14 protein-coding genes, 1 tRNA gene and 1 CRISPR repeat array are annotated in these 19,132 nt (G+C 49.6%); of the genes, 11 read left to right on the top strand and 4 right to left on the bottom strand.

All coding sequences use genetic code 11. The features are described 5' to 3' along the window. Nucleotide 1: 1 nt before the first annotated feature. A CRISPR array of direct repeats spans nucleotides 2-2,081; the repeat unit is 31 nt; unit sequence TCGCGCCCTTCATGGGCGCGTGGATTGAAAC. Between the two features lie 63 nt (nucleotides 2,082-2,144). From SGI97_10920 to SGI97_10910, 3 genes are all read left to right on the top strand, one after another. Further along, nucleotides 2,145-2,546, top strand: a complete 402-nt coding sequence (locus tag SGI97_10920) for a S24 family peptidase (protein MDZ4724395.1) — start codon at nucleotides 2,145-2,147, stop codon at nucleotides 2,544-2,546. Between the two features lie 7 nt (nucleotides 2,547-2,553). Further along, complete coding sequence (locus tag SGI97_10915) at nucleotides 2,554-3,918, top strand: Y-family DNA polymerase (GenBank protein MDZ4724394.1); 1,365 nt, start codon at nucleotides 2,554-2,556, stop codon at nucleotides 3,916-3,918. Nucleotides 3,919-4,107: 189 nt separating this feature from the next. After that, nucleotides 4,108-5,022, top strand: a complete 915-nt coding sequence (locus SGI97_10910) for a hypothetical protein (protein ID MDZ4724393.1) — start codon at nucleotides 4,108-4,110, stop codon at nucleotides 5,020-5,022. 244 nt (nucleotides 5,023-5,266) lie between these two features. Here the strand turns inward: SGI97_10910 and SGI97_10905 are convergent, their stop codons facing one another. Next, nucleotides 5,267-5,479, bottom strand: a complete 213-nt coding sequence (locus SGI97_10905) for a helix-turn-helix domain-containing protein (protein MDZ4724392.1) — start codon at nucleotides 5,477-5,479, stop codon at nucleotides 5,267-5,269. 287 nt (nucleotides 5,480-5,766) lie between these two features. Between SGI97_10905 and rfaD the strand changes: the two genes are divergently transcribed. After that, nucleotides 5,767-6,774: an ADP-glyceromanno-heptose 6-epimerase gene (rfaD, locus tag SGI97_10900; protein ID MDZ4724391.1), complete on the top strand. Its 1,008-nt coding sequence runs from the start codon at nucleotides 5,767-5,769 to the stop codon at nucleotides 6,772-6,774. Here the strand turns inward: rfaD and SGI97_10895 are convergent. Next, nucleotides 6,752-7,135 carry a zinc-binding dehydrogenase gene (locus SGI97_10895; GenBank protein ID MDZ4724390.1) on the bottom strand — a complete coding sequence of 128 codons (384 nt, stop codon included), beginning with the start codon at nucleotides 7,133-7,135 and terminating at the stop codon, nucleotides 6,752-6,754. The two genes, rfaD and SGI97_10895, sit on opposite strands and share 23 nt — an antisense overlap. A gap of 756 nt (nucleotides 7,136-7,891) precedes the next feature. Between SGI97_10895 and SGI97_10890 the strand changes: the two genes are divergently transcribed. The 3 genes from SGI97_10890 to SGI97_10880 all read left to right on the top strand — a co-directional run bounded on the left by SGI97_10890 (nucleotide 7,892) and on the right by SGI97_10880 (nucleotide 10,182). After that, complete coding sequence (locus tag SGI97_10890; GenBank protein MDZ4724389.1) at nucleotides 7,892-8,605, top strand: hypothetical protein; 714 nt, start codon at nucleotides 7,892-7,894, stop codon at nucleotides 8,603-8,605. 3 nt (nucleotides 8,606-8,608) lie between these two features. Further along, nucleotides 8,609-9,439, top strand: coding sequence for a nucleotidyl transferase AbiEii/AbiGii toxin family protein (locus SGI97_10885; GenBank protein MDZ4724388.1), 831 nt, complete (start codon nucleotides 8,609-8,611; stop codon nucleotides 9,437-9,439). Between the two features lie 155 nt (nucleotides 9,440-9,594). Further along, a complete protein-coding gene (locus tag SGI97_10880) occupies nucleotides 9,595-10,182 on the top strand; it encodes a transcriptional regulator (GenBank protein MDZ4724387.1) in 588 nt (195 codons plus the stop codon). A 302-nt stretch (nucleotides 10,183-10,484) separates the two neighbouring features. Here the strand turns inward: SGI97_10880 and SGI97_10875 are convergent. Continuing rightward, nucleotides 10,485-10,558 (bottom strand) — tRNA-Met (locus SGI97_10875). A gap of 467 nt (nucleotides 10,559-11,025) precedes the next feature. On the opposite strand from SGI97_10875, the gene SGI97_10870 reads away from it, so the two are divergent. Then, complete coding sequence (locus SGI97_10870) at nucleotides 11,026-12,237, top strand: tetratricopeptide repeat protein (GenBank protein ID MDZ4724386.1); 1,212 nt, start codon at nucleotides 11,026-11,028, stop codon at nucleotides 12,235-12,237. A gap of 6 nt (nucleotides 12,238-12,243) precedes the next feature. On the opposite strand, the gene SGI97_10865 is transcribed toward SGI97_10870, so the two are convergent. Further along, nucleotides 12,244-13,560, bottom strand: a complete 1,317-nt coding sequence (locus SGI97_10865; GenBank protein MDZ4724385.1) for a cation:proton antiporter — start codon at nucleotides 13,558-13,560, stop codon at nucleotides 12,244-12,246. Between the two features lie 188 nt (nucleotides 13,561-13,748). Between SGI97_10865 and motA the strand changes: the two genes are divergently transcribed. From motA to mfd, 3 genes are all read left to right on the top strand, one after another. After that, nucleotides 13,749-14,606 (top strand): flagellar motor stator protein MotA, encoded by an 858-nt coding sequence (gene motA / locus SGI97_10860; GenBank protein MDZ4724384.1) that lies wholly within the window; start codon nucleotides 13,749-13,751, stop codon nucleotides 14,604-14,606. 6 nt (nucleotides 14,607-14,612) lie between these two features. After that, on the top strand, nucleotides 14,613-15,494 hold the full coding sequence (locus SGI97_10855; GenBank protein ID MDZ4724383.1) for a flagellar motor protein MotB: 882 nt from the start codon (nucleotides 14,613-14,615) through the stop codon (nucleotides 15,492-15,494). A gap of 147 nt (nucleotides 15,495-15,641) precedes the next feature. Beyond that, a complete protein-coding gene (gene mfd / locus SGI97_10850) occupies nucleotides 15,642-19,088 on the top strand; it encodes a transcription-repair coupling factor (GenBank protein MDZ4724382.1) in 3,447 nt (1,148 codons plus the stop codon). The last annotated feature ends 44 nt before the right edge of the window (nucleotides 19,089-19,132 follow it).

Here is a 19,132-nt window from a genome sequence, read left to right as displayed (position 1 = left end):
GTCGCGCCCTTCATGGGCGCGTGGATTGAAACACACTGTCTGGCGGAGAGTCTACCGGACGAGATTGTCGCGCCCTTCATGGGCGCGTGGATTGAAACTGTGCCATATTCCGCGTGCAAGTCGGCAATCTTGTGTCGCGCCCTTCATGGGCGCGTGGATTGAAACTTGGTTTCGGGGGCAACACGCCCGCCCCCCTGCCATGTCGCGCCCTTCATGGGCGCGTGGATTGAAACCATCCGATAGGATCGCTTGTTATCGGCCCATTAGTGTCGCGCCCTTCATGGGCGCGTGGATTGAAACTTGCTCATGGTGTATATGGCGGCTCTGGTCTGCGTCGCGCCCTTCATGGGCGCGTGGATTGAAACGATTTGGCCGCGGATTTCGCGGATGTGAGTCTTGGTCGCGCCCTTCATGGGCGCGTGGATTGAAACTTATCCAACAATAGGCTCGCTGAGAATAACTGACGTCGCGCCCTTCATGGGCGCGTGGATTGAAACAATCGGCACGGGCTTGTCGTGCTACAAGATTTAGGTCGCGCCCTTCATGGGCGCGTGGATTGAAACAGTCGCGCCCTGCCTCTGTTTGAGATATTCGAGGTCGCGCCCTTCATGGGCGCGTGGATTGAAACCATGTCGAGAGATTCGAAGCGGTCGATGCAAATAAGTCGCGCCCTTCATGGGCGCGTGGATTGAAACATCCTGCCGGCAGACTCTCCGCCCGACAGTGTCGTCGCGCCCTTCATGGGCGCGTGGATTGAAACTCGATCCTGGCCTCTGCTGCATTGAGGTCGCTATGTCGCGCCCTTCATGGGCGCGTGGATTGAAACGTTAAAAATAACCGAAAAATACCGAAAATAACACGTCGCGCCCTTCATGGGCGCGTGGATTGAAACTTGTTGTCTGGTTAAAAATTGGATGGTGTTAATGTCGCGCCCTTCATGGGCGCGTGGATTGAAACCTAAGAGTATCGGTACTCCAAGGAGTGCTGTCGTAAGTCGCGCCCTTCATGGGCGCGTGGATTGAAACGCGAAAAGCAGTTTGTCGACGCCGAAATAGTTGAGTCGCGCCCTTCATGGGCGCGTGGATTGAAACATTTTCGCACCAGCACTCTTGGTCCGGTTCCACCGTCGCGCCCTTCATGGGCGCGTGGATTGAAACGCTTCGGGTGTGCCGACGGTGTAAAGAATCCAAGGTCGCGCCCTTCATGGGCGCGTGGATTGAAACGCAAACTACCCTTATGGCCACGACAAGTTACGGCGTCGCGCCCTTCATGGGCGCGTGGATTGAAACCTATACATGTTATAGCTGACCCGCGCGAGATGGAGTCGCGCCCTTCATGGGCGCGTGGATTGAAACTCCGATGATGACGTTGACGCCGTGAACCAGCTATGTCGCGCCCTTCATGGGCGCGTGGATTGAAACGAGTTAAATCTTATGCCGCACAAGGCGGTGTGGACGTCGCGCCCTTCATGGGCGCGTGGATTGAAACAAGGCCATGCTTAACCTCAAAGCGGGTTGCAAGGCGTCGCGCCCTTCATGGGCGCGTGGATTGAAACCTCAGGTATAGTTATCCAGTCGACATACACCGCAGTCGCGCCCTTCATGGGCGCGTGGATTGAAACATCAGTGGAAGCGGCGAACGCCGCGGCCAGTGAAGTCGCGCCCTTCATGGGCGCGTGGATTGAAACCTGGGTTGCCTGCTGGATCACCTGTGCTCCATTCGTCGCGCCCTTCATGGGCGCGTGGATTGAAACCCAGCATCGGATGTGGCAGTGCTTGGAGGCGGCGGTCGCGCCCTTCATGGGCGCGTGGATTGAAACACGAGCAAGGTGAGAAAGGCTACGTCGACAGATTGTCGCGCCCTTCACGGGCGCGTGGATTGAAACGCTGGATGCCCCGATGCCTGCTGTAGACGAACGTCGCGCCCTTCACGGGCGCGTGGATTGAAACTTGTTTACCGTTTCGACCACAATTCGAACAAAAAAGTCGCGCCCTTCACGGGCGCGTGGATTGAAACGATGGCATCATGTCGTCACGATAGTGCGGCCAAGTCGCGCCCTTCACGGGCGCGTGGATTGAAACGTGATGTCAATGTGATAGCGGCCCGCCTTACCGACAGGTATAGTTATATCACGGCAGGCGAATATGACAAACACGGATCCTAATCAACCTTCGGAAAAACAGAGCGACCTCTCAAGTGTCATTGCTTTTCATGCTGGCACGGACTGGAGTTCGCGGATGCATCTCGACCTGAATGCCCATTTGGTCGAGCATCCGAGCGCCACTTTTTTCCTGCGAGTTAAGGGAAACTCACCGGATCACGGCGCTATTCTCGATGATGATATTCTGATTGTCGATCGCGCGCTTACGCCTAATTCGGACAGTATCATTATTGCGGTAATTGACGGAGCTTTGGTAATTGCCCCATACCAGTCACTGGCCCAGGGCGAGAAACACGGTAAGTCGGGCAAGCAGTTTGACGGTGTTTTGGCGAACGCGGAATCCGCAGTGTGGGGAGTGGTCACCTATGTCATTCATAAAATCTGAGGGATTGATGCCGGTCGATGAGGTGGACAAACTGTCGACGAAACAGAGTCCCCTTCTGTTTGCCCTTGTTGATTGCAACAATTTTTTCGTCTCATGCGAACGCGTATTCGATCCGCGGCTTGAAGGGAGACCGGTGGTTGTTCTTTCCAATAACGACGCCTGCATCATTTCGCGATCCAACGAAGCGAAGAAATTGGGAATAAAAATAGGAATGCCACTCTACCAGGTGTGGGATCTGGTTAAAAACAATCGTGTTTGTGTGCTATCCGCCAATTTCACGTTATACCGCGATCTCTCGCATCGCATTGTTCACTCCCTTCGGCAGTTTTGCCCGGATATCGAGGTATATTCAGTTGACGAAGTGTTCATGATACTCAAAGAAGCGGATAGCCGCGTTATCGATAGGCTGATCAGAAACATGCGGCAAACTGTATATCGCTGGGTTGGTGTGCCGGTGTCAATCGGTGTTGCGGAAACCAAAACTCTTGCCAAGTTGGCCGCAGAGCATGCGAAAAAGAAAATATCAACGGGAGGGCGCTTTGATTTGTCCGCGTGTTCGCAGCAAGACCGCGACCGTGTGCTGGCTGGCACCCCAGTAGATGATATCTGGGGTATCGGACGCCAATACGGTAAATGGTTGACCGATCGCGGCATCACAACGGCGCTCCAATTGCAAGGGATTGATCAACACTGGTTTGGAAAGAAGGCAGGGGTGACGGGCTTGCGGTTATTGAAAGAACTTCAAGGAGTTTCCTGCATATCGCTTGACCTGGACGATCCACCCCGCAAAGCAATTACCTGCTCACGCTCGTTTGGCAAACTGGTGACCGACCTTGGGGAATTAAAGGAAGCTATCGCTACATTTGCCGCGCAAGGTGGAAGAGAGTTACGACACGACTGCTCGTTAGCGCGTCGTATTACCGTATATTGTGGTGTGCGGTCGAAGTCGGCACCCTCAAAAACGTCTAGTACAATCACGGTGCATTTGCCCTTGCCGACCGATTGCGATAGCGATCTCATACGCGCTGCGCTAACCGGCCTTGAACAAATCTACCAGCTCGACGTGACTTACTATAAGGGTGGAATCACGCTCAGCGACCTTTCAAGAGCGGATGTCCGCCAAGCCGATATTTTTGTTGATAACGAACATAATCGTCTTCACAAGCTGAGCGGTGTCATCGATCATCTCAATGCGCATTGGGGGCACGGGACAATTCGATATGCGGCGGCAGGGATAAAGAGAAGTTGGCAATCGCACGCGACCTTGTGCTCGCCGAATTACACCACTCGCTGGCAGGAACTTCCTGTGGCGCATACCGCACCAGCCTCAGTGAAACGCGCTCCTACTCCTCACAAGCACGATACATGGTAGACTTTATTTAATGGTGGGGGGAGGATTTGAACCTCCGACCTTCGGGTTATGAGCCGTTTCGGATTTCAAGGTACGAGCCAACACCGGACACTAGGCGACTGTCTTGCAAGGGGGAAAACTCTTAGATTGACTGATTCAATCAATTTGCCTATTATCTTTCTAATCGATCAAACCTGGTAAGGAGGATTCATGCGTAGTGTTAATACCACAATTTCGATTGTAATGCTGGTTTTTTTCTTTCCGTCCATTATCGCCGCCGATCTGCAAACGTCTCTAAAAGCTCCGGTTTGGTATTTGAACTATGATGTAACGTTCAAGGCATCGTACGACAGCACAACGCGAACGATCAACGGACCGGAACATGTAACGATATCAGTCACGCAGTCGTTTTCCTCGCAGGAGATGCTCGATATGCGTAGCGATGGACCAAGTGTCTATTCCAGCATGGTGGCTGGCAATTCGGTAGCAGCTCCTGATATGCAAGCAGTCCTGGCGAACATGGAAAATGCCGGCAACTGGATGCCCGGCCCAGCAATGACCGCCGATAATGCAACCGATGATGAAATCAGTGCGGCGAACGATGCCCGGATGAAAATGCCGATCGGACCTGCGAAGCTCGAATATTTGCGTGTTGTAGTCCTCGATAGTTTCCCTGACGAAATGGGTGTGTTGCATAAAATAACAAGGCGAACAACAAATAATCGGACTGGCGATGTCCATCCCCGCGGCTCCACACCCTTCACGCTGGAGATCAACGCGAAAGAAAAAAAGTATTCCCTATTCCTCACCCACGGGTTTAGCGATCTAGGAACTCCGATCAAGTGGGAGACCCATGAACTGGTCGAGACCAAGGGCGAGGCACCTGTTGAAACACACAAGAGTGGCGAAAACAGCGCTGCTACAGTTCTCAATGGTTTTCAGATTGATGATCCCAAGCAGGTCGCACTTGGGATGATCTACATCAAAGGAGACCTGGATCCGTTATTGGACAAGATTTCCGGTGAGCGAATAATTTCGGCGAGCTATCAGGATGCGAATGAGCGCGTGTCCGGAACCCTTGCTGTCCGCTACACCCTTTCTATGACAAAACCAACGAAGAAATGAATTGCCGTAGGCATAGCCTTAAGGGTCGGGCTTCCGTGTATACTTCAACTAGACTTATGACTTGAATTTAATGGCGGGGGGAGGATTTGAACCTCCGACCTTCGGGTTATGAGAACGTTTTGATTCCCAATCACGAAACAACAACGGACACTAAGCTACTGTAAGAACAATAACTTACATGATCTGAGTTGTCCGGTGTTGTCCATTATTTTGGCCTGTTTTGGCTCATTCTGTTAGCAAACTGTTAGAAAGAAAGGTATCGCGTTTTCAATACCGAGATTGACTTGCCCGGAAGTGATTTTTTCGTGAGACATTTCAGAATCTCCCCTTCCCTAAACCTTACAAGCCTTCCCAATTTGATGTGCGGAATGAACCTGGTATGAGTCCACTGATAGATTGTCGAGAGCCTCACACCCAGCCTCTCAGCCATTTGGTTGGGGGAAAGAAGTGCTTCCATCCAATTAGCCTCATAGAGTTGTAAAGACAAGATTAAGCGATCGAACAGCGAAAGAGAGAATGCCGAAAAGCGATTGCGATGTAGTAAAGTGCATCTTAACGTGAGGTACCACCATATCCGAATTGTCTGACGACGTACAAAGTCTGCACGCCGACCCGCGCTGGCCGGTGTTTCTCAAAAGGATCGGACTGGCAGGGTAGGGTCTCATGCATCCGGGTAGTATTTGACCGACCTTTCCTCAAAACATCCCTATTGACACTGCTCGTATTCTGTCGGAAATTGAACAGGTGAGTTTCCAAGCTTCATTCATCGTCACCGGCGGGGCCGGATTCATCGGAAGCAATATAGTGAAGGCGCTCAATAATCGCGGCCACAGTAGTATCAGCATCGTCGATCATCTGAATCACCCCGGCAAGCAGCAGAATCTCGATCGCCTCACCTATCAGACATTCTACGACAAGACCACCTTCCGTTCGATGCTCCGAGACGGGCGAGTACCCAAAGTTAGCTGTGTCTTCCATCTGGGGGCGTGCAGTTCGACATTTGAGACTAATGAGTCGTATCTGGCCGATAATAATTTTCAATACAGCGTCGACCTGTGTGAATGGTCGCTTAAAACCAGCGCGCGGTTTGTCTATGCCTCCAGCGCCGCCACGTATGGCGACGGGGCCAATGGGTATGTCGATGACGAATCCATAACCTCAACTTTCAATCCATTGAATGCGTATGGTCGCTCCAAGCAGATGTTCGATATGTGGGCAATCAAGAGCGGCGTGATTGCTAGAATTGCGGGGCTGAAATATTTCAATGTGTATGGCCCGGGGGAAGATCACAAGCAAGCGATGCGGTCACTTGTCAACAAGGCGTACGCGCAGGTGAAGTCGCAAGGGGTCATCAGTCTCTTCAGGTCACATCACCCGGACTACCGCGATGGCGAGCAGGGGAGGGATTTTGTCTATGTGAATGACGCCGTCGCTGAAACGCTTTTCTTTTTCGACCATCCCGAAATCTCGGGTCTTTATAACTGTGGCAGTGGCCTGACCCGTACCTGGCTTGATCTGGCCAGAGCGCTATTCGCGGCGCTGGAAAAAGAGCCGAAAATTGAGTTTGTCGACATTCCGGAAAATATCAGGGCCAACTACCAGTACCACACGCAGGCGGACCTGACCAAACTTCGCCGCGCCGGGTATGCCACTCCGTTTCTATCCGTTGAAGAAGGGGTGCGGCGGTACGTGGCGGAGCATCTGAGCCAGTCCGAGAATGGATGCAAAATCACCCCTTTTGGATTTCAATAACGACTTTACCCTTTGTATGCCCATCTTCGACATGTCGATGTGCCCCTACAATCTGATCCAAAGGATAGCACTTTTCAATGATTGGTTTTATTTTCTCTTCCTCAATAAGTTCTCGTATAAAGTATAGATCTTTATCGTTTGGTTTTGCGAGATGTGCTTTTGCTCTTTTGTCGCCAATTATCCGACTAAGAAGTAATTGAACTAATTGGTATTTTGGTTTTAGTGGATTTTCTGTAATGTAAATTCCAGTTTCGGTTATAGAACGCCTACAGCTGAAAAAAGTCCGTTTAGCAACAGCATCCAAAATGATATCGTATTTTGTGCCGTTATCGGTGAAATCATCTTTTGTGTAGTCGATCACATAGTGTGCTCCAAGGTCTTTTACCCAGGAAAGATTTGATGTGCTACAAACAAAGGACAACAACTTACGTATGCGATACGTGTCCGGTGTTGTCCATTATTATTGCCTGTTTTGGCTGATTCTGTTAGCAAACTGTTAGCAAGGGGCGTGTGTCAAACTTTCGCTAGTTAAACACCAATTTGAGAATTCTCAACCGCCCGGGAAACAGTTGGGAAAATCGAACCGATAACCCTTGTTGTTACTCGGTCACTTATCAGCGCTGGTTACGAAATCGTCATGAATTTCCAGTATTAGGCATACCTGGTGACTGCATGAAATTCTATCTTGGCTACTCAACTGCAACCTGAGGAAGGTAATGATCCCCCGTAGCAGATCGAAAAAGATGCAGCTCTTCGAGATCGTGACCTATGCCGGGCTCTTTCAAAAGTAGACCAACTTGGTCTATAGAAAATCAAGACCATAATCACCGAATGGCTACCGAGAGAGTTTCAGATTTTTGTCTTTCTCATCGGTGGTGAACCTACGGTTAGAGTCAATAATGCCTTATTGGGCAGGGGATTCTCGCTCTGCAATTACGAGACGTGAGCTTTTTGCTTGACAAGATTATTGTTTTGTTATACCATTCTTACTGTAAAAAGTAAGAATTGTTAATCGAAAGTCTATATGCCTGGAATTAGCTCCAAAGAAGAATACCTTATAGCCACCCTAGGCGAACGAGGCAAGCGCATATTCACGGTTGAGGAGGCAGCTGAAATCATGGCACTCAGCAGAGGCTTCACTTCCAAGATCATTTATCTACTCTCAAAGAAGAAGAAACTACAGCGCATCGAAAAAGGTAGGTACCTCGTCATTCCACCCGTTGCCTGGAAGAGCGGCAAATTCACTGAAGAGAGCCTGATTATCGCTGCCCAATTGATAGACCCGTACTATGTAACCTACTGGACTGCGCTCAATTTCTACGGTTGGACCGAACAGCCTTCCCGAACTGTCTTCATTGCCACGACCAAGGTCAAACGGACGGTGACAGTCGAAGGAACCGGATTCAAGTTCGTAAAGCTCCGCCAGGACAAATTTTTCGGATTTACAGAGCAGTGGCTTGGCGACCAGAAAGTGGCAATCGCAAGTAAAGAGAAGACAATCATCGATTGCCTCGATCAGCCGCGCTATGCCGGTGAAATCGTGGAAGTAGCAAAAGGCTTGTGGTACGGAAGGACAGAATTCAATTTTGACCTTATGCTCAATTACATTGATCGTATGGGCAATTACGCCATTGTGAAACGATTGGGATACTTGCTCGACACTTTGGGCATCCTCGACTCGTACGTCAGGTCAGACCTGCAGAAGCGTCTTACGTACGGCTACGTCGATTTGGATACCCACGGAGCACCGTCGAAACACACGCTGAATCCCGATTGGCGGATTCGCGTCAACGTGAAGCCATCTAATCTAACCGAGTGGATACAGCATTAGTGTATGATTAGCGCCGACGCCATACGCACGATCGCCGCCAATAAGTCGATTCCACCGGGTGTTATAGAAAAGGACTATGTCCTGTCAAAAACGCTCATGGCACTCGCAGGAATTCCTGAGTTTCGGGAATCATTAGTCTTCAAGGGTGGCACGGCTCTCAAAAAGTGTTATTATTCCAATTGGCGATATTCAGAGGATTTGGATTTCACTGCCCGGGATAAACTCGTTCCTTCCCAGATTCAAAATATCTTTCAACGGGCGGTTGAAGGCGTGAACAGCACTTTTGGCGTACCGCTTCGAGTCAGTGAATTTTCCCGATATCCGAAGGACTCCGAGGACATCGTATCCGCACAATTGAAACTGACGTATGACGGACCGCTACGGCAGTCGAGTGGACAGAAGAATAACATTCGAGTTGATATTGCATTAGATGAGGAAATATCACTCTCAACACCAGAACGTGAGATCGCTAAAGAGTATTCTGATGATCTTACCGCAAACATTCCAGTCTATGCGCTCGAAGAAATTGTGGCCGAAAAGCTCCGTAGTATTTTACAGTGGGGCAAGAGCCGGGACTACTACGATGTCTGGATATTGCTAAGGGATGAAACTGGTGCCTTTGAACGGAAAAAGACCAGAGATCTACTCATAACAAAATGTCATTTCAAGGAGATTCTTGAACCGCAAATTGAAGATTTCTTCATCGATGAGCAGTTGGTAGAAACAGAGCGATATTGGAAAAGGGGACTGGCACATCAGATTGCGGATCTTCCGACATTTGAAGTAGTGACCCGCGAACTTCGAGCGCTGATCAAGCAGCTATTGTCAACTTAGACCCTACGTAGGTTGCTTCCCGACTTGGCTTGTAACTTACCATTTCATATTGTTGTAATACATTGTTAAACAACATTTTACATAAATATATGTGATAATCTATTGACAAATATAAATAAGTACCGATACTTTATCACATGAAGCCGAATAAGCCTATGACAAACAAAACTATTGCTGACATTCCACGAGGAATCAAACGGCAAAAGACTCTACTCAAAAGAGGACTGCACCCTCAAGGGATTAGTCGACTTATCGATAAGAAGCTACTGGTCTCCGTTGGCAGAGGCGTTTATATGACTCCTCAAACCGCCATCACCGAGAATCACGATCTTGCCATTGCCAATGCTCGAATACCTCATGGTACGGTCTGCCTGCTATCCGCGCTGAATTTTCACGGCATGACCACTCAGATCCCCAGAGAAGTCTGGATTGCCATTGAAAATAGGGCAGCGTCCCCGCGGTTCAGCACGCCTCCTCTGAGAATAATACGACTAACCGACCCAAGTCTCAATTCAGGCATCGAGAAACATATTATCGAGGGTGTTGATGTAAGAATATACTGCCCCGCCAAAACAGTAGCCGACTGCTTCAAATTCCGAAACAAGATCGGACTCGACGTCGCGATGGAGGCGCTAAAGGACTACCTGCGACTGAAAAAGGGGACGGTGGATGAACTGTGGCATTTCGCCAAGATTAATCGAGTGGCCAGAGTGATTCAGCCTTATCTGGAGGCATCAGTTTGAGCAGCAAGAAGCCGATCAATATTGCTGCCTCTGTCCGTCAGAGACTACTGAACCTAGCAGGGGAACAAGGAAGGCCGCTGACCTGCCCCCGTTAGTTGTACCACTTCCAATGTTAGTCATGCGATAGCCAAAGTCAATGGGTTTGGGGGCTGGATCGCCTCCGGTGCTGGCGGCCGCGGAACGTCTGGATAAAACAGTTTTCGGAAATTCTGTTAGCAAACTGTTAGAAAGAACTCTATCTGAGAGTTCTTCAAGTCCACGGTCGTCGATGCAAGTGATTGATAATCAGGAGCTTGATTTAATGGCGGGGGGAGGATTTGAACCTCCGACCTTCGGGTTATGAGCCCGACGAGCTACCAGACTGCTCCACCCCGCGATGTTTTGTGAAAATAGGAGCAAGCTACCAAGTTGTCAAGTGGCATAAAAAATAAGATTATCATTGAGTACGAAGAATAAAACGAGCTACTCCGCCGTGGCGGAATATCAGTCTGAAAGTAGACTTTGGCACATTGCCGAAACCTGAACGCCGAATATTCACTTTGCCTCATCCTAACAGAAAAGTGCTTGACTTTCAACGACATTCCGAACTCCTTACTGCTAATCGAGAGATAAATGCAATGATCGGTTATATATAGAATTCTTTGGCTAAAATATCTCTGTCACAAAATGATCCGTCTTCTTGATTTTCTGTGCTGCCACTTTAACCTGGGCAAAGCTATTGGGCTCGTTCTCTTAGGGCTCCTTGCTATAGTCATTGGGAAAGCCAACTTCAATTTGCTGGAAGCCTATTTCCAGAGTCTATTCTTCGGCTTGCTAATAATAGGATTTGGCATCTTCATATTCTTGAATTGGTGGAAAGATAATCGCTTCGACAAAAAATTAAATGAACGCCACAACGAAGTGCTGGGGGAAATCGACGGGAGCACTAAGAAGATACTGACGAAGAGCGGTCAGAACAATGAAAAGATATTAGCCCATATCGATCAGAAGTTCGCCAGCCTGACTCAAATTACGAAAGTAGAGATCCGAGAGTTACCAATCAGTGAATTGGGTAAGAAAGAGCTTGAAGACGCTTCGGACCTGCTTGCCGAAGGTGACCCTAAAGGAGCAATCATAGCTCTTGCGGATGAAACACACATTGTGAGGGAGCTTAAGGAACTCTCTATTAATATGGCGTATCGTCATTTCCTGCGCGGAAACGCCTACGCCGACCTTGTGCAATGGAACGATTCTCTCGAAAGCTTCAACCAGGCAACAAACTACAAATCAGACTTCTCCGAAGCATGGAGCAACCGCGGCATTGTGCTCAGTAAACTGGGACGTCATGAAGAAGCCATTGAAAGCTATGATACCGCACTACGTCATAAAGGGGATTACGCCGAAGCATGGAGCAACCGCGGCAATGTGCTCAGTAACCTGGATCGTCATGAAGAAGCCATTGAAAGCTATGATACCGCACTACGTCATAAAGGGGATTACGCCGGCGCATGGTACAACCGCGGCTATGTGCTCAGTATACTGGGACGTCATGAAGAAGCCATTGAAAGCTATGATACCGCACTACGTCATAAAGGGGATTACGCCGGCGCATGGTGCAACCGTGGCAATGTGCTCAGTATACTGGGACGTCATCAAGAAGCCTTTGAAAGCTATGATGCCGCACTACGTCATAAAGGGGATTTAGCCGAAGCATGGTGCAACCGCGGCATTGTGCTCAGTAAACTGGGACGTCATGAAGAAGCCATTGAAAGCTATGATGCCGCACTACGTCATAAAGGGGATTTTGCCGAAGCATGGGGCAACCGTGGCAATGCGCTCAGAGAACTAGGACGTCATGACGAAGCCGTCAAAAGCTATGATACCGCGCTATGCCATAGACCGGATTACGCCATCGCATGGGCCAACCGCGGCGTTGCGCTCAGCAAACTGGGACGTCATCAAGAGGCAATGTATAGTTTTCAGAAAAGTCTTGAAGTTGCCCCAGCCGATTGGCTGTACCAAGAAAATGTCAAAAAGGAAATTGAGATTGTCAGAAAGAAATTGGGCAACATCTGATCCGGTTCATTTCTCCCCCCTCATCAGAGCCCACTTCAACAATGGCGGAGTCACGAGAGTCGTCACAATAACCATAATCACCACCGCCGAATAGGTCGCCGCAGAAACAACCGGCTCGGCTCCAATTGTCAGCCGCGCGCCGATTCCAGCAAAGATCAGGCCGACTTCGCCCCGAGGAATCATCCCTAATCCAATCGCAAGCCGGTTAATTGTTTTATCGAAAATCACGAGCGAGCAGACTTGTTTGCCAACGACGGCCACCACCGTCAAGGCCGCTGCGAACCAGAGGACTTCGCCATTGGCAAATGTCATCAAATCTACCTGCATTCCCATTCGGACAAAAAATATCGGCACAAGAAAAGTTGCAATCGGCTCAATCAAATGGTCGACTTCCTGTTCGCCGCGACTGACGAAATCTCTGAAATGAACTTTCTCAAGAACCAAACCTGCTGCGAATGCGCCTACAATCGGCGCAAGACCAACCAGACCGGAGATATAGGCAAGCACAAAGCAGAAGAGGAGCGAGAACGAGAGCATTACCCCTCTGCCTTTTAAAACAAAGCCAAACCTGAAGAAATATGGCACGACAAAACTTCCAATAATTATCGCACCGGCGATAAACAATCCTGCTTTGGCCACAATCCATGAGATCGCCCCCACACTGACCCCTCCCCCGCCGTTTGCCGCGGCAATAACAGCGACCACAGTCGAAAGTATGACCAAGCCGAGAATATCATCTATGACCGCCGCGCCGAGAATAATCTTTGCCTCGGGCGACTGGCTCTTGCCAATATCTTTTAATACCCGAGCTGTAATTCCGACCGAGGTTGCTGTCAATGTCGCGGCAACGAATATGTGGACATAGATCGATTCGTTTGGCGCAATTAATTCTGTTACACCGAGCCCCAACAAAAATGGAGCAACAACGCCCACGACAGCCACCAACAATGCAGTCGGGCCGACTTTGAGCATATCTTTGACGGTTGACTCGAGGCCGACCTGGAAGAGCAGAATAATGACACCGATTTCGGCAAGAATCTCAAGCGTCAGGTCTGTTTTAAATGCCTCAAAACCTGTGAAACCGAATAAATAGGCATTGCCAATGAGTATCCCAAAAAATAGTTCACCTAAAACAGCCGGCTGCTTGAAACGTTCAAAGAGATCGCCGCCGAGTTTTGCGGCAATCAGGATGACAATCAGCCCGAGGAGGACTTCGAGCACAACGCCCCCATCTTCATCAGCTGCGGCAAATACTTCTGAGGGCGTTGATATCACAAATAAGCCTATAGCGCTGGCAATTATGCTCAGTGGAAGGAGATTCATCCGAATGGTTTTATACATGTTAGGTCAAATAACGGCAGTTCTGAATGATCAAGCAAGTTTTCAATCGTAAAGCCACAAAACCTATTCATCACATCAACTTCATAAAGGTTTTGCCGAAAATGACGAAAATTGAGAGAACAAGGGATTTGGTCTGGATTACCGCGCATAAAAAAGGATTTTGAGCGTCCATGTTTATATTTATCGGCGCAATAATAGTGGTCGGCTCTGTGCTTGGCGGATTCGCCATGCATGGCGGGCAGATCCTCGCACTTTGGCAACCCAATGAAGTCATAATCATTGGTGGCGCCGCCCTCGGCGCAATGCTCATCGCCACTCCTCTCACAGTCATCAAAGCGATGATGAGCCAGATTACCGCCGTTCTCGGTAGTGGATTGACGAAAAAGGATTTTCTGGATCTGCTTGTGATGATGTACCAAATATTCAATGTGGCTCGACGCGACGGCCTTGTCGGTCTCGAATCACATATTGAGCACCCCGAACAAAGCGAGATATTCAAGAGATATCCCAAGTTCCTCAAAAATCATCATGCTGTCGCCTTCTTCACCGACACAATGCGCGTTATCATCTCCGGCTCAGTACAACCGCATGATCTCGATGACTTAATGGATGCCGACATCGAGGTTCTTCATGAGGAAGAACTAAAACCATCCCAAGCGCTTAGTTCGGTTTCCGACGCCCTCCCGGGGCTTGGGATTGTCGCGGCGGTACTTGGAATTGTCATCACGATGAGTTCTATCGGCGGACCGCCTGAAGTTATCGGTCAGAATGTTGCCGCCGCACTGGTGGGAACGTTTTTGGGTATTCTCATGTCGTATGGATTTGTCGGACCCCTTGCGGCATCGTTGACACATCGAAGCCACGACACCAAGCAGTACATGGGCTGCATGAAATATGCCCTGCTCTCATTTCATAAAGGGGTTGCTGGAGTGATCGCAGTTGAATTTGCCCGGAGATCCCTCTTTGCAGAAGTTCGCCCCGGATTTCTTGAGCTTGAAAAAGCCTGCAACGATGCCAAAAAGAAGTAGTCATCTGTGAGTGACGATAACTCGAATCGACCGATAATCATCAAGAAAATAAGGCGTGGTGGTCATGGAGGCCATCATGGCGGGGCATGGAAAGTTGCATTCGCCGATTTTATGACGGCCATGATGGCTTTTTTTCTCGTGCTGTGGCTTGTCGGGCAGGAGCCTGAGGTCAAAGAAGCTGTTCAGGGTTTCTTCCGTGACCCAGGTAAATTCACCGATCCCGGCGGCGCGGGTGTGCTAAAAGGTTCGGAAACCGCGCTAAAGTCAGATTCGCCGGACATGGCAATCGTTCGCCCTCCTGTCCCTGAAGACAAGTCCAGTCCGTCTAAGGACGAAGTCCAGCAGATGAAAATGACCGCAAAGCTTATGCTTGAAGAATTGGAAAAGCAGGAAGCATTCCTACGCCTGCGCGAGAATGTGACGATCCAGATAACATCCGAAGGACTCCGTATCATATTAAACGAGTCCGAAAATTCACCGGCCTTTTTTGAACCCGGATCGGCAAAACTGCTTCAACAAAGCGCGATCATCCTGGTGACAATCGCTGACCAACTCGGCAAAATCCCCAATAAGCTGGTAATGGAAGGCCACACATCTGCTTCCCATGCCTCTACAATCGAATACACGAACTGGGAACTCTCCGTAGACAGAGCCAATTCTGCGCGGGCGTTGATGGAGGTTTCCGGTCTCACTGCGAATCAAGTCAGGGAAGTGCGAGGGTTTGCGGATAAATTTCCTATGATTACAAGCAACCCCGAGGATTCACGTAACAGGCGGGTGTCAATAGTCGTTCTGTACGATACTGTCGCCCGAAGGTACGATCAAGTCCATGCCGCCGAAGATATCCAAACAGATTCCGAGTTGCCGGAATCTTCACAACTTGAGTAATTAATAGTTTCCACTCCAAGACGCTCTGGCTTTTTAGCCGCTCCATCAATATATTGATATCTCGAAGATGGAGTATCCCCGTACAATTTTGGCCGGGGCTTTTGTGTTGTTGCTATGCGACAAACAAATATTGAGAGGAAAAGATTTTTGGCCGAAAGCACACTCATACCGACAAAAGAACTGGGCCTGCTGCCGCGCCTGCGCATCGTACTCGATAGGTTTAGGGATAGCCTTCCTTTCCAATCGCTGGTTGCATCACTGAATAGCGGTTTGCAACCCCACATCAAAGTCTCTGGACTTTCGGGTTCATCCGAGTCAATTCTTATAAGCCTCCTCTCTGATCTCAGAACATCGCCAATTCTCATTGTGACAGCCAAGGCCGAGACAGCCAATGACCTTTATGATGACCTGCTCTTTCTCTTAGGACCGGAACTGGTCGGCCATTATCCCGCGCGTCAGATTCTGCCCTATGATTTCAAAGCCCCGGTTGGCGAAATCATGGGGCGCCGTATCTCGACTTTGTCCGCTCTCTCATCCAGCTCGCTCAAAGTCGTTGTCGCTCCCATGCGCGCAATCCTCGAACCAACGATATCGCGCGAAGAGCTTGAACAGAGCCGAATCGAACTAAAAGTCGGAACGGAAATTGAAATCGACAGCCTCATAACGCGTCTCGTCAATCTTGGCTTTCGAAATGTCCCGCTCGTAGAAGAAGTCGGCGACTTCGCAAAACGAGGCGGCTTGGTCGATTTTTTTAGCCCCGGAGCCGATGCGCCGGTGCGTATCGAATTCTTTGGTGACGAAGTCGACACTATTCGGCAGTTTGATGTTTCGACTCAGCGCACGATAGGACAACTCACTCATGTGAGGCTCCTTCCGAAACGTGAAATTTCAATAAGCCATGAAGACCTTGAGGCACACCTTGATCGCCTGCCCGAGAGCGATGCTGATTTTATTCGAAATCGCTATCTGAGGGATCCAGAACTGCCGGGCCTCGAATGGCTGTCGCTCCTATTCGGCATGAAACATGGTTCGTTTCTGGAATATTTCCCTCTTGATGGCCTAATTGTTTCGGAGCAAACAGCGACACTTGAAAAAGAAGCCGAGGAAATTATTGACGAAGCCCGATCGCTCTGTGAGCGGCTTTCAGAAAAACTCACTAAGCTTCCGCAACCGGAAGAGTATTATCAGAACAAGATCAACATTCTCAATGCCTTTCGTGCGCATCCCCAAATTGAAATCCTTCCTTTTCGAGGCGTCGATCCAACCCTCATTTACTTTGACTGCCAGCCCCATCCGGCCCTTGGCTCGAGGCTTGACCTCTTGGCCGACACACTTCGTGAGTATCAAACGCTTGGCATTGCCTCCTTTATAGCCACCGACAACGTCGCTCAAGCTCAGCGGCTACAGGAATTGTTGGCAGAGAAAGTCACATTAGAGCCAAAGCCGGTCGTCGAAGCCGCAAACTTGAGCGGCGGGTTTGTTTCCCCAGGCGGAAAGTTTGCCATTCTTACCGATCATGAGATATTCCATCGATATCATCGCCGCGTACGAAAAAAGAAATTCCGCGAAGGGGTCGCGATATCAGATTACCACAATCTCAATCGCGGGGATTATGTGGTGCATAACGATTTTGGTATCGCCCGCTACCTTGGGCTGGAAACAATCCATGTCGATGACCGTAATCGCGACTGCCTGCTTTTGCAATACTATGGCACTGACCGTCTTTTTGTGCCCATCGAAGAATTCAACCGTGTCGGAAAATATTCAGGCAGTGAAAACGCGCCCGAACTGACACGTCTCGGCGGACCAGGCTGGGACAAGCTCAAAGAGAAAACACAAAAAGCAATTGCTGATATGGCCGATGATCTTATTGTGCTCTATGCCGAACGCAAAGCGCGGCTTGGATACGCCTTCAGCCCCGACAGCGTATTTATGCGCCAACTTGAGGCCTCGTTTCCCTACGATGAAACGCCCGATCAAGAAAAAGCGATCGCCGATGTAAAGCGGGATATGGAGATGGAACGGGCGATGGATCGACTTATATGCGGCGATGTCGGCTATGGGAAAACCGAGGTCGCCATCCGCGCCGCATTTAAGGCAATCGATGACGGAAAACAGGTAGCCATTCTGGTTCCCACGACCATCCTCGCCCAACAGCATTACGCGACTTTCTCTGAGCGTCTCTCTGATTTTGCCGCGTCGGTCGATCTGCTTTCACGATTCAGAACCAAGAAAGAGCAGCTTGAGACAGTTCAAAAACTTGCAGAAGGAAAAGTCGATTTGGTCATTGGCACACACCGCTTGCTCTCGGGGGATATCGAATTCAAAGATTTAGGACTTCTCATCATTGATGAAGAACATCGCTTTGGCGTAAAACACAAAGAGGCGCTGCGCAGGTTGCGCTCGACCGTCGACACCCTTGCCATGACCGCCACACCAATCCCGCGCACTCTGCAAATGGCGCTCTCGGGTGTGCGGGATATGAGCCTCATTACGACATCTCCAAAAGACCGACTGCCAATCATAACGGAAATTGTGGAATTTGATGCCTCCATTATTAATATGGCTGTCCTGCGCGAAATTGATCGCGGCGGACAGGTTTTCTTTGTCCATAATAGAGTGCAGACTATAGACGCCATGTACGAATATCTGAAAGAACTCCTGCCCAAAGCGGAAATTGGAATCGCTCATGGCCAGATGCATGAACGCTCGCTTGAGGGAATCATGCTGGCCTTTATGGCAGGACACTATCAGGTGTTGCTTTGCACATCCATTATTGAATCCGGATTGGATATTCCCAGAGCCAATACAATAATCATCAATCGTGCCGATAAATTCGGTCTCGCACAATTGTATCAATTGCGCGGTCGTGTCGGGAGAAGCGCGAGACGGGCCTATGCTTATTTGCTAACACCTGAGATCAAGACCCTGCAGGTTGATGCAATGAAACGCCTTCGCGCCCTTGAAGCCCATGCCGACCTCGGATCAGGATTTGCCTTAGCCATGCGCGACCTTGAAATTCGCGGTGCCGGTACATTGCTCGGGGCTAAGCAGTCCGGCTTTATCGAAGAAATCGGTTTCGATCTCTACAACAAACTCCTCGAGGAAACAATCGCGAAGCTAAAGGGGGAAGAGCTTGTAAAACCCCCCGACACCAAATTCGAACTTGACCTCGAAACATATCTTGCCGAAGACTATATCCCCGATAGTCAGCAAAAAGTCGACATATACCGCCGTTTGGCCGATGCCGCCGTGCTTGATGACGTCATCAAAATCACCGAAGAAGTTGCCGACCGTTTTGGCCGGGCGCCGCAGTCGGCGATAAATCTTTTCGATGCAACAGCAGTAAAGGTTGTCGCGGCGCAGTTGGGAGCTGAGAAAGTCAAAATGCGCTCAGGGCGGGTCAATATTTTCTTCAAAGAAGACAAGAAGTTGAGCCGCGCCGAAATAGAAGCGTTGCGCAAGGGGACCGATGCCCCAATGGAGTTCTCACTCGTCCCCCGTCCGACAGTAATGGTTGATTTCTCCGGCATTGCCGAAACCGACCGGTTAAATGCTTTCCGTCAATTGCTGGAAAAGACGCAAATAGGCTGATGATTCGACTCAAATAATTCCGAGACTTTTTTACTATTTCTTAC

Source organism: Candidatus Zixiibacteriota bacterium, assembly GCA_034439475.1.
Lineage (GTDB): Bacteria > Zixibacteria > MSB-5A5 > GN15 > FEB-12 > JAWXAN01.
Note: the sequence above shows the minus strand (reverse complement) of the source record. Positions and strands in the feature narration are given on the sequence as shown.

What these genes read in the sequence shown, in the direction of transcription:
- SGI97_10890 (MDZ4724389.1), top strand. Translation starts at nt 7,892, where the DNA reads ATGGCACTCAGCAGAGGCTTCACTTCCAAGATCATTTATCTACTCTCA.
- motA (MDZ4724384.1), top strand. Translation starts at nt 13,749, where the DNA reads ATGTTTATATTTATCGGCGCAATAATAGTGGTCGGCTCTGTGCTTGGC.
- SGI97_10920 (MDZ4724395.1), top strand. Translation starts at nt 2,145, where the DNA reads ATGACAAACACGGATCCTAATCAACCTTCGGAAAAACAGAGCGACCTC.
- SGI97_10885 (MDZ4724388.1), top strand. Translation starts at nt 8,609, where the DNA reads ATGATTAGCGCCGACGCCATACGCACGATCGCCGCCAATAAGTCGATT.
- SGI97_10880 (MDZ4724387.1), top strand. Translation starts at nt 9,595, where the DNA reads ATGACAAACAAAACTATTGCTGACATTCCACGAGGAATCAAACGGCAA.
- SGI97_10865 (MDZ4724385.1), bottom strand. Translation starts at nt 13,560, where the DNA reads ATGAATCTCCTTCCACTGAGCATAATTGCCAGCGCTATAGGCTTATTT.
- SGI97_10905 (MDZ4724392.1), bottom strand. Translation starts at nt 5,479, where the DNA reads ATGGAAGCACTTCTTTCCCCCAACCAAATGGCTGAGAGGCTGGGTGTG.
- SGI97_10910 (MDZ4724393.1), top strand. Translation starts at nt 4,108, where the DNA reads ATGCGTAGTGTTAATACCACAATTTCGATTGTAATGCTGGTTTTTTTC.
- SGI97_10915 (MDZ4724394.1), top strand. Translation starts at nt 2,554, where the DNA reads ATGCCGGTCGATGAGGTGGACAAACTGTCGACGAAACAGAGTCCCCTT.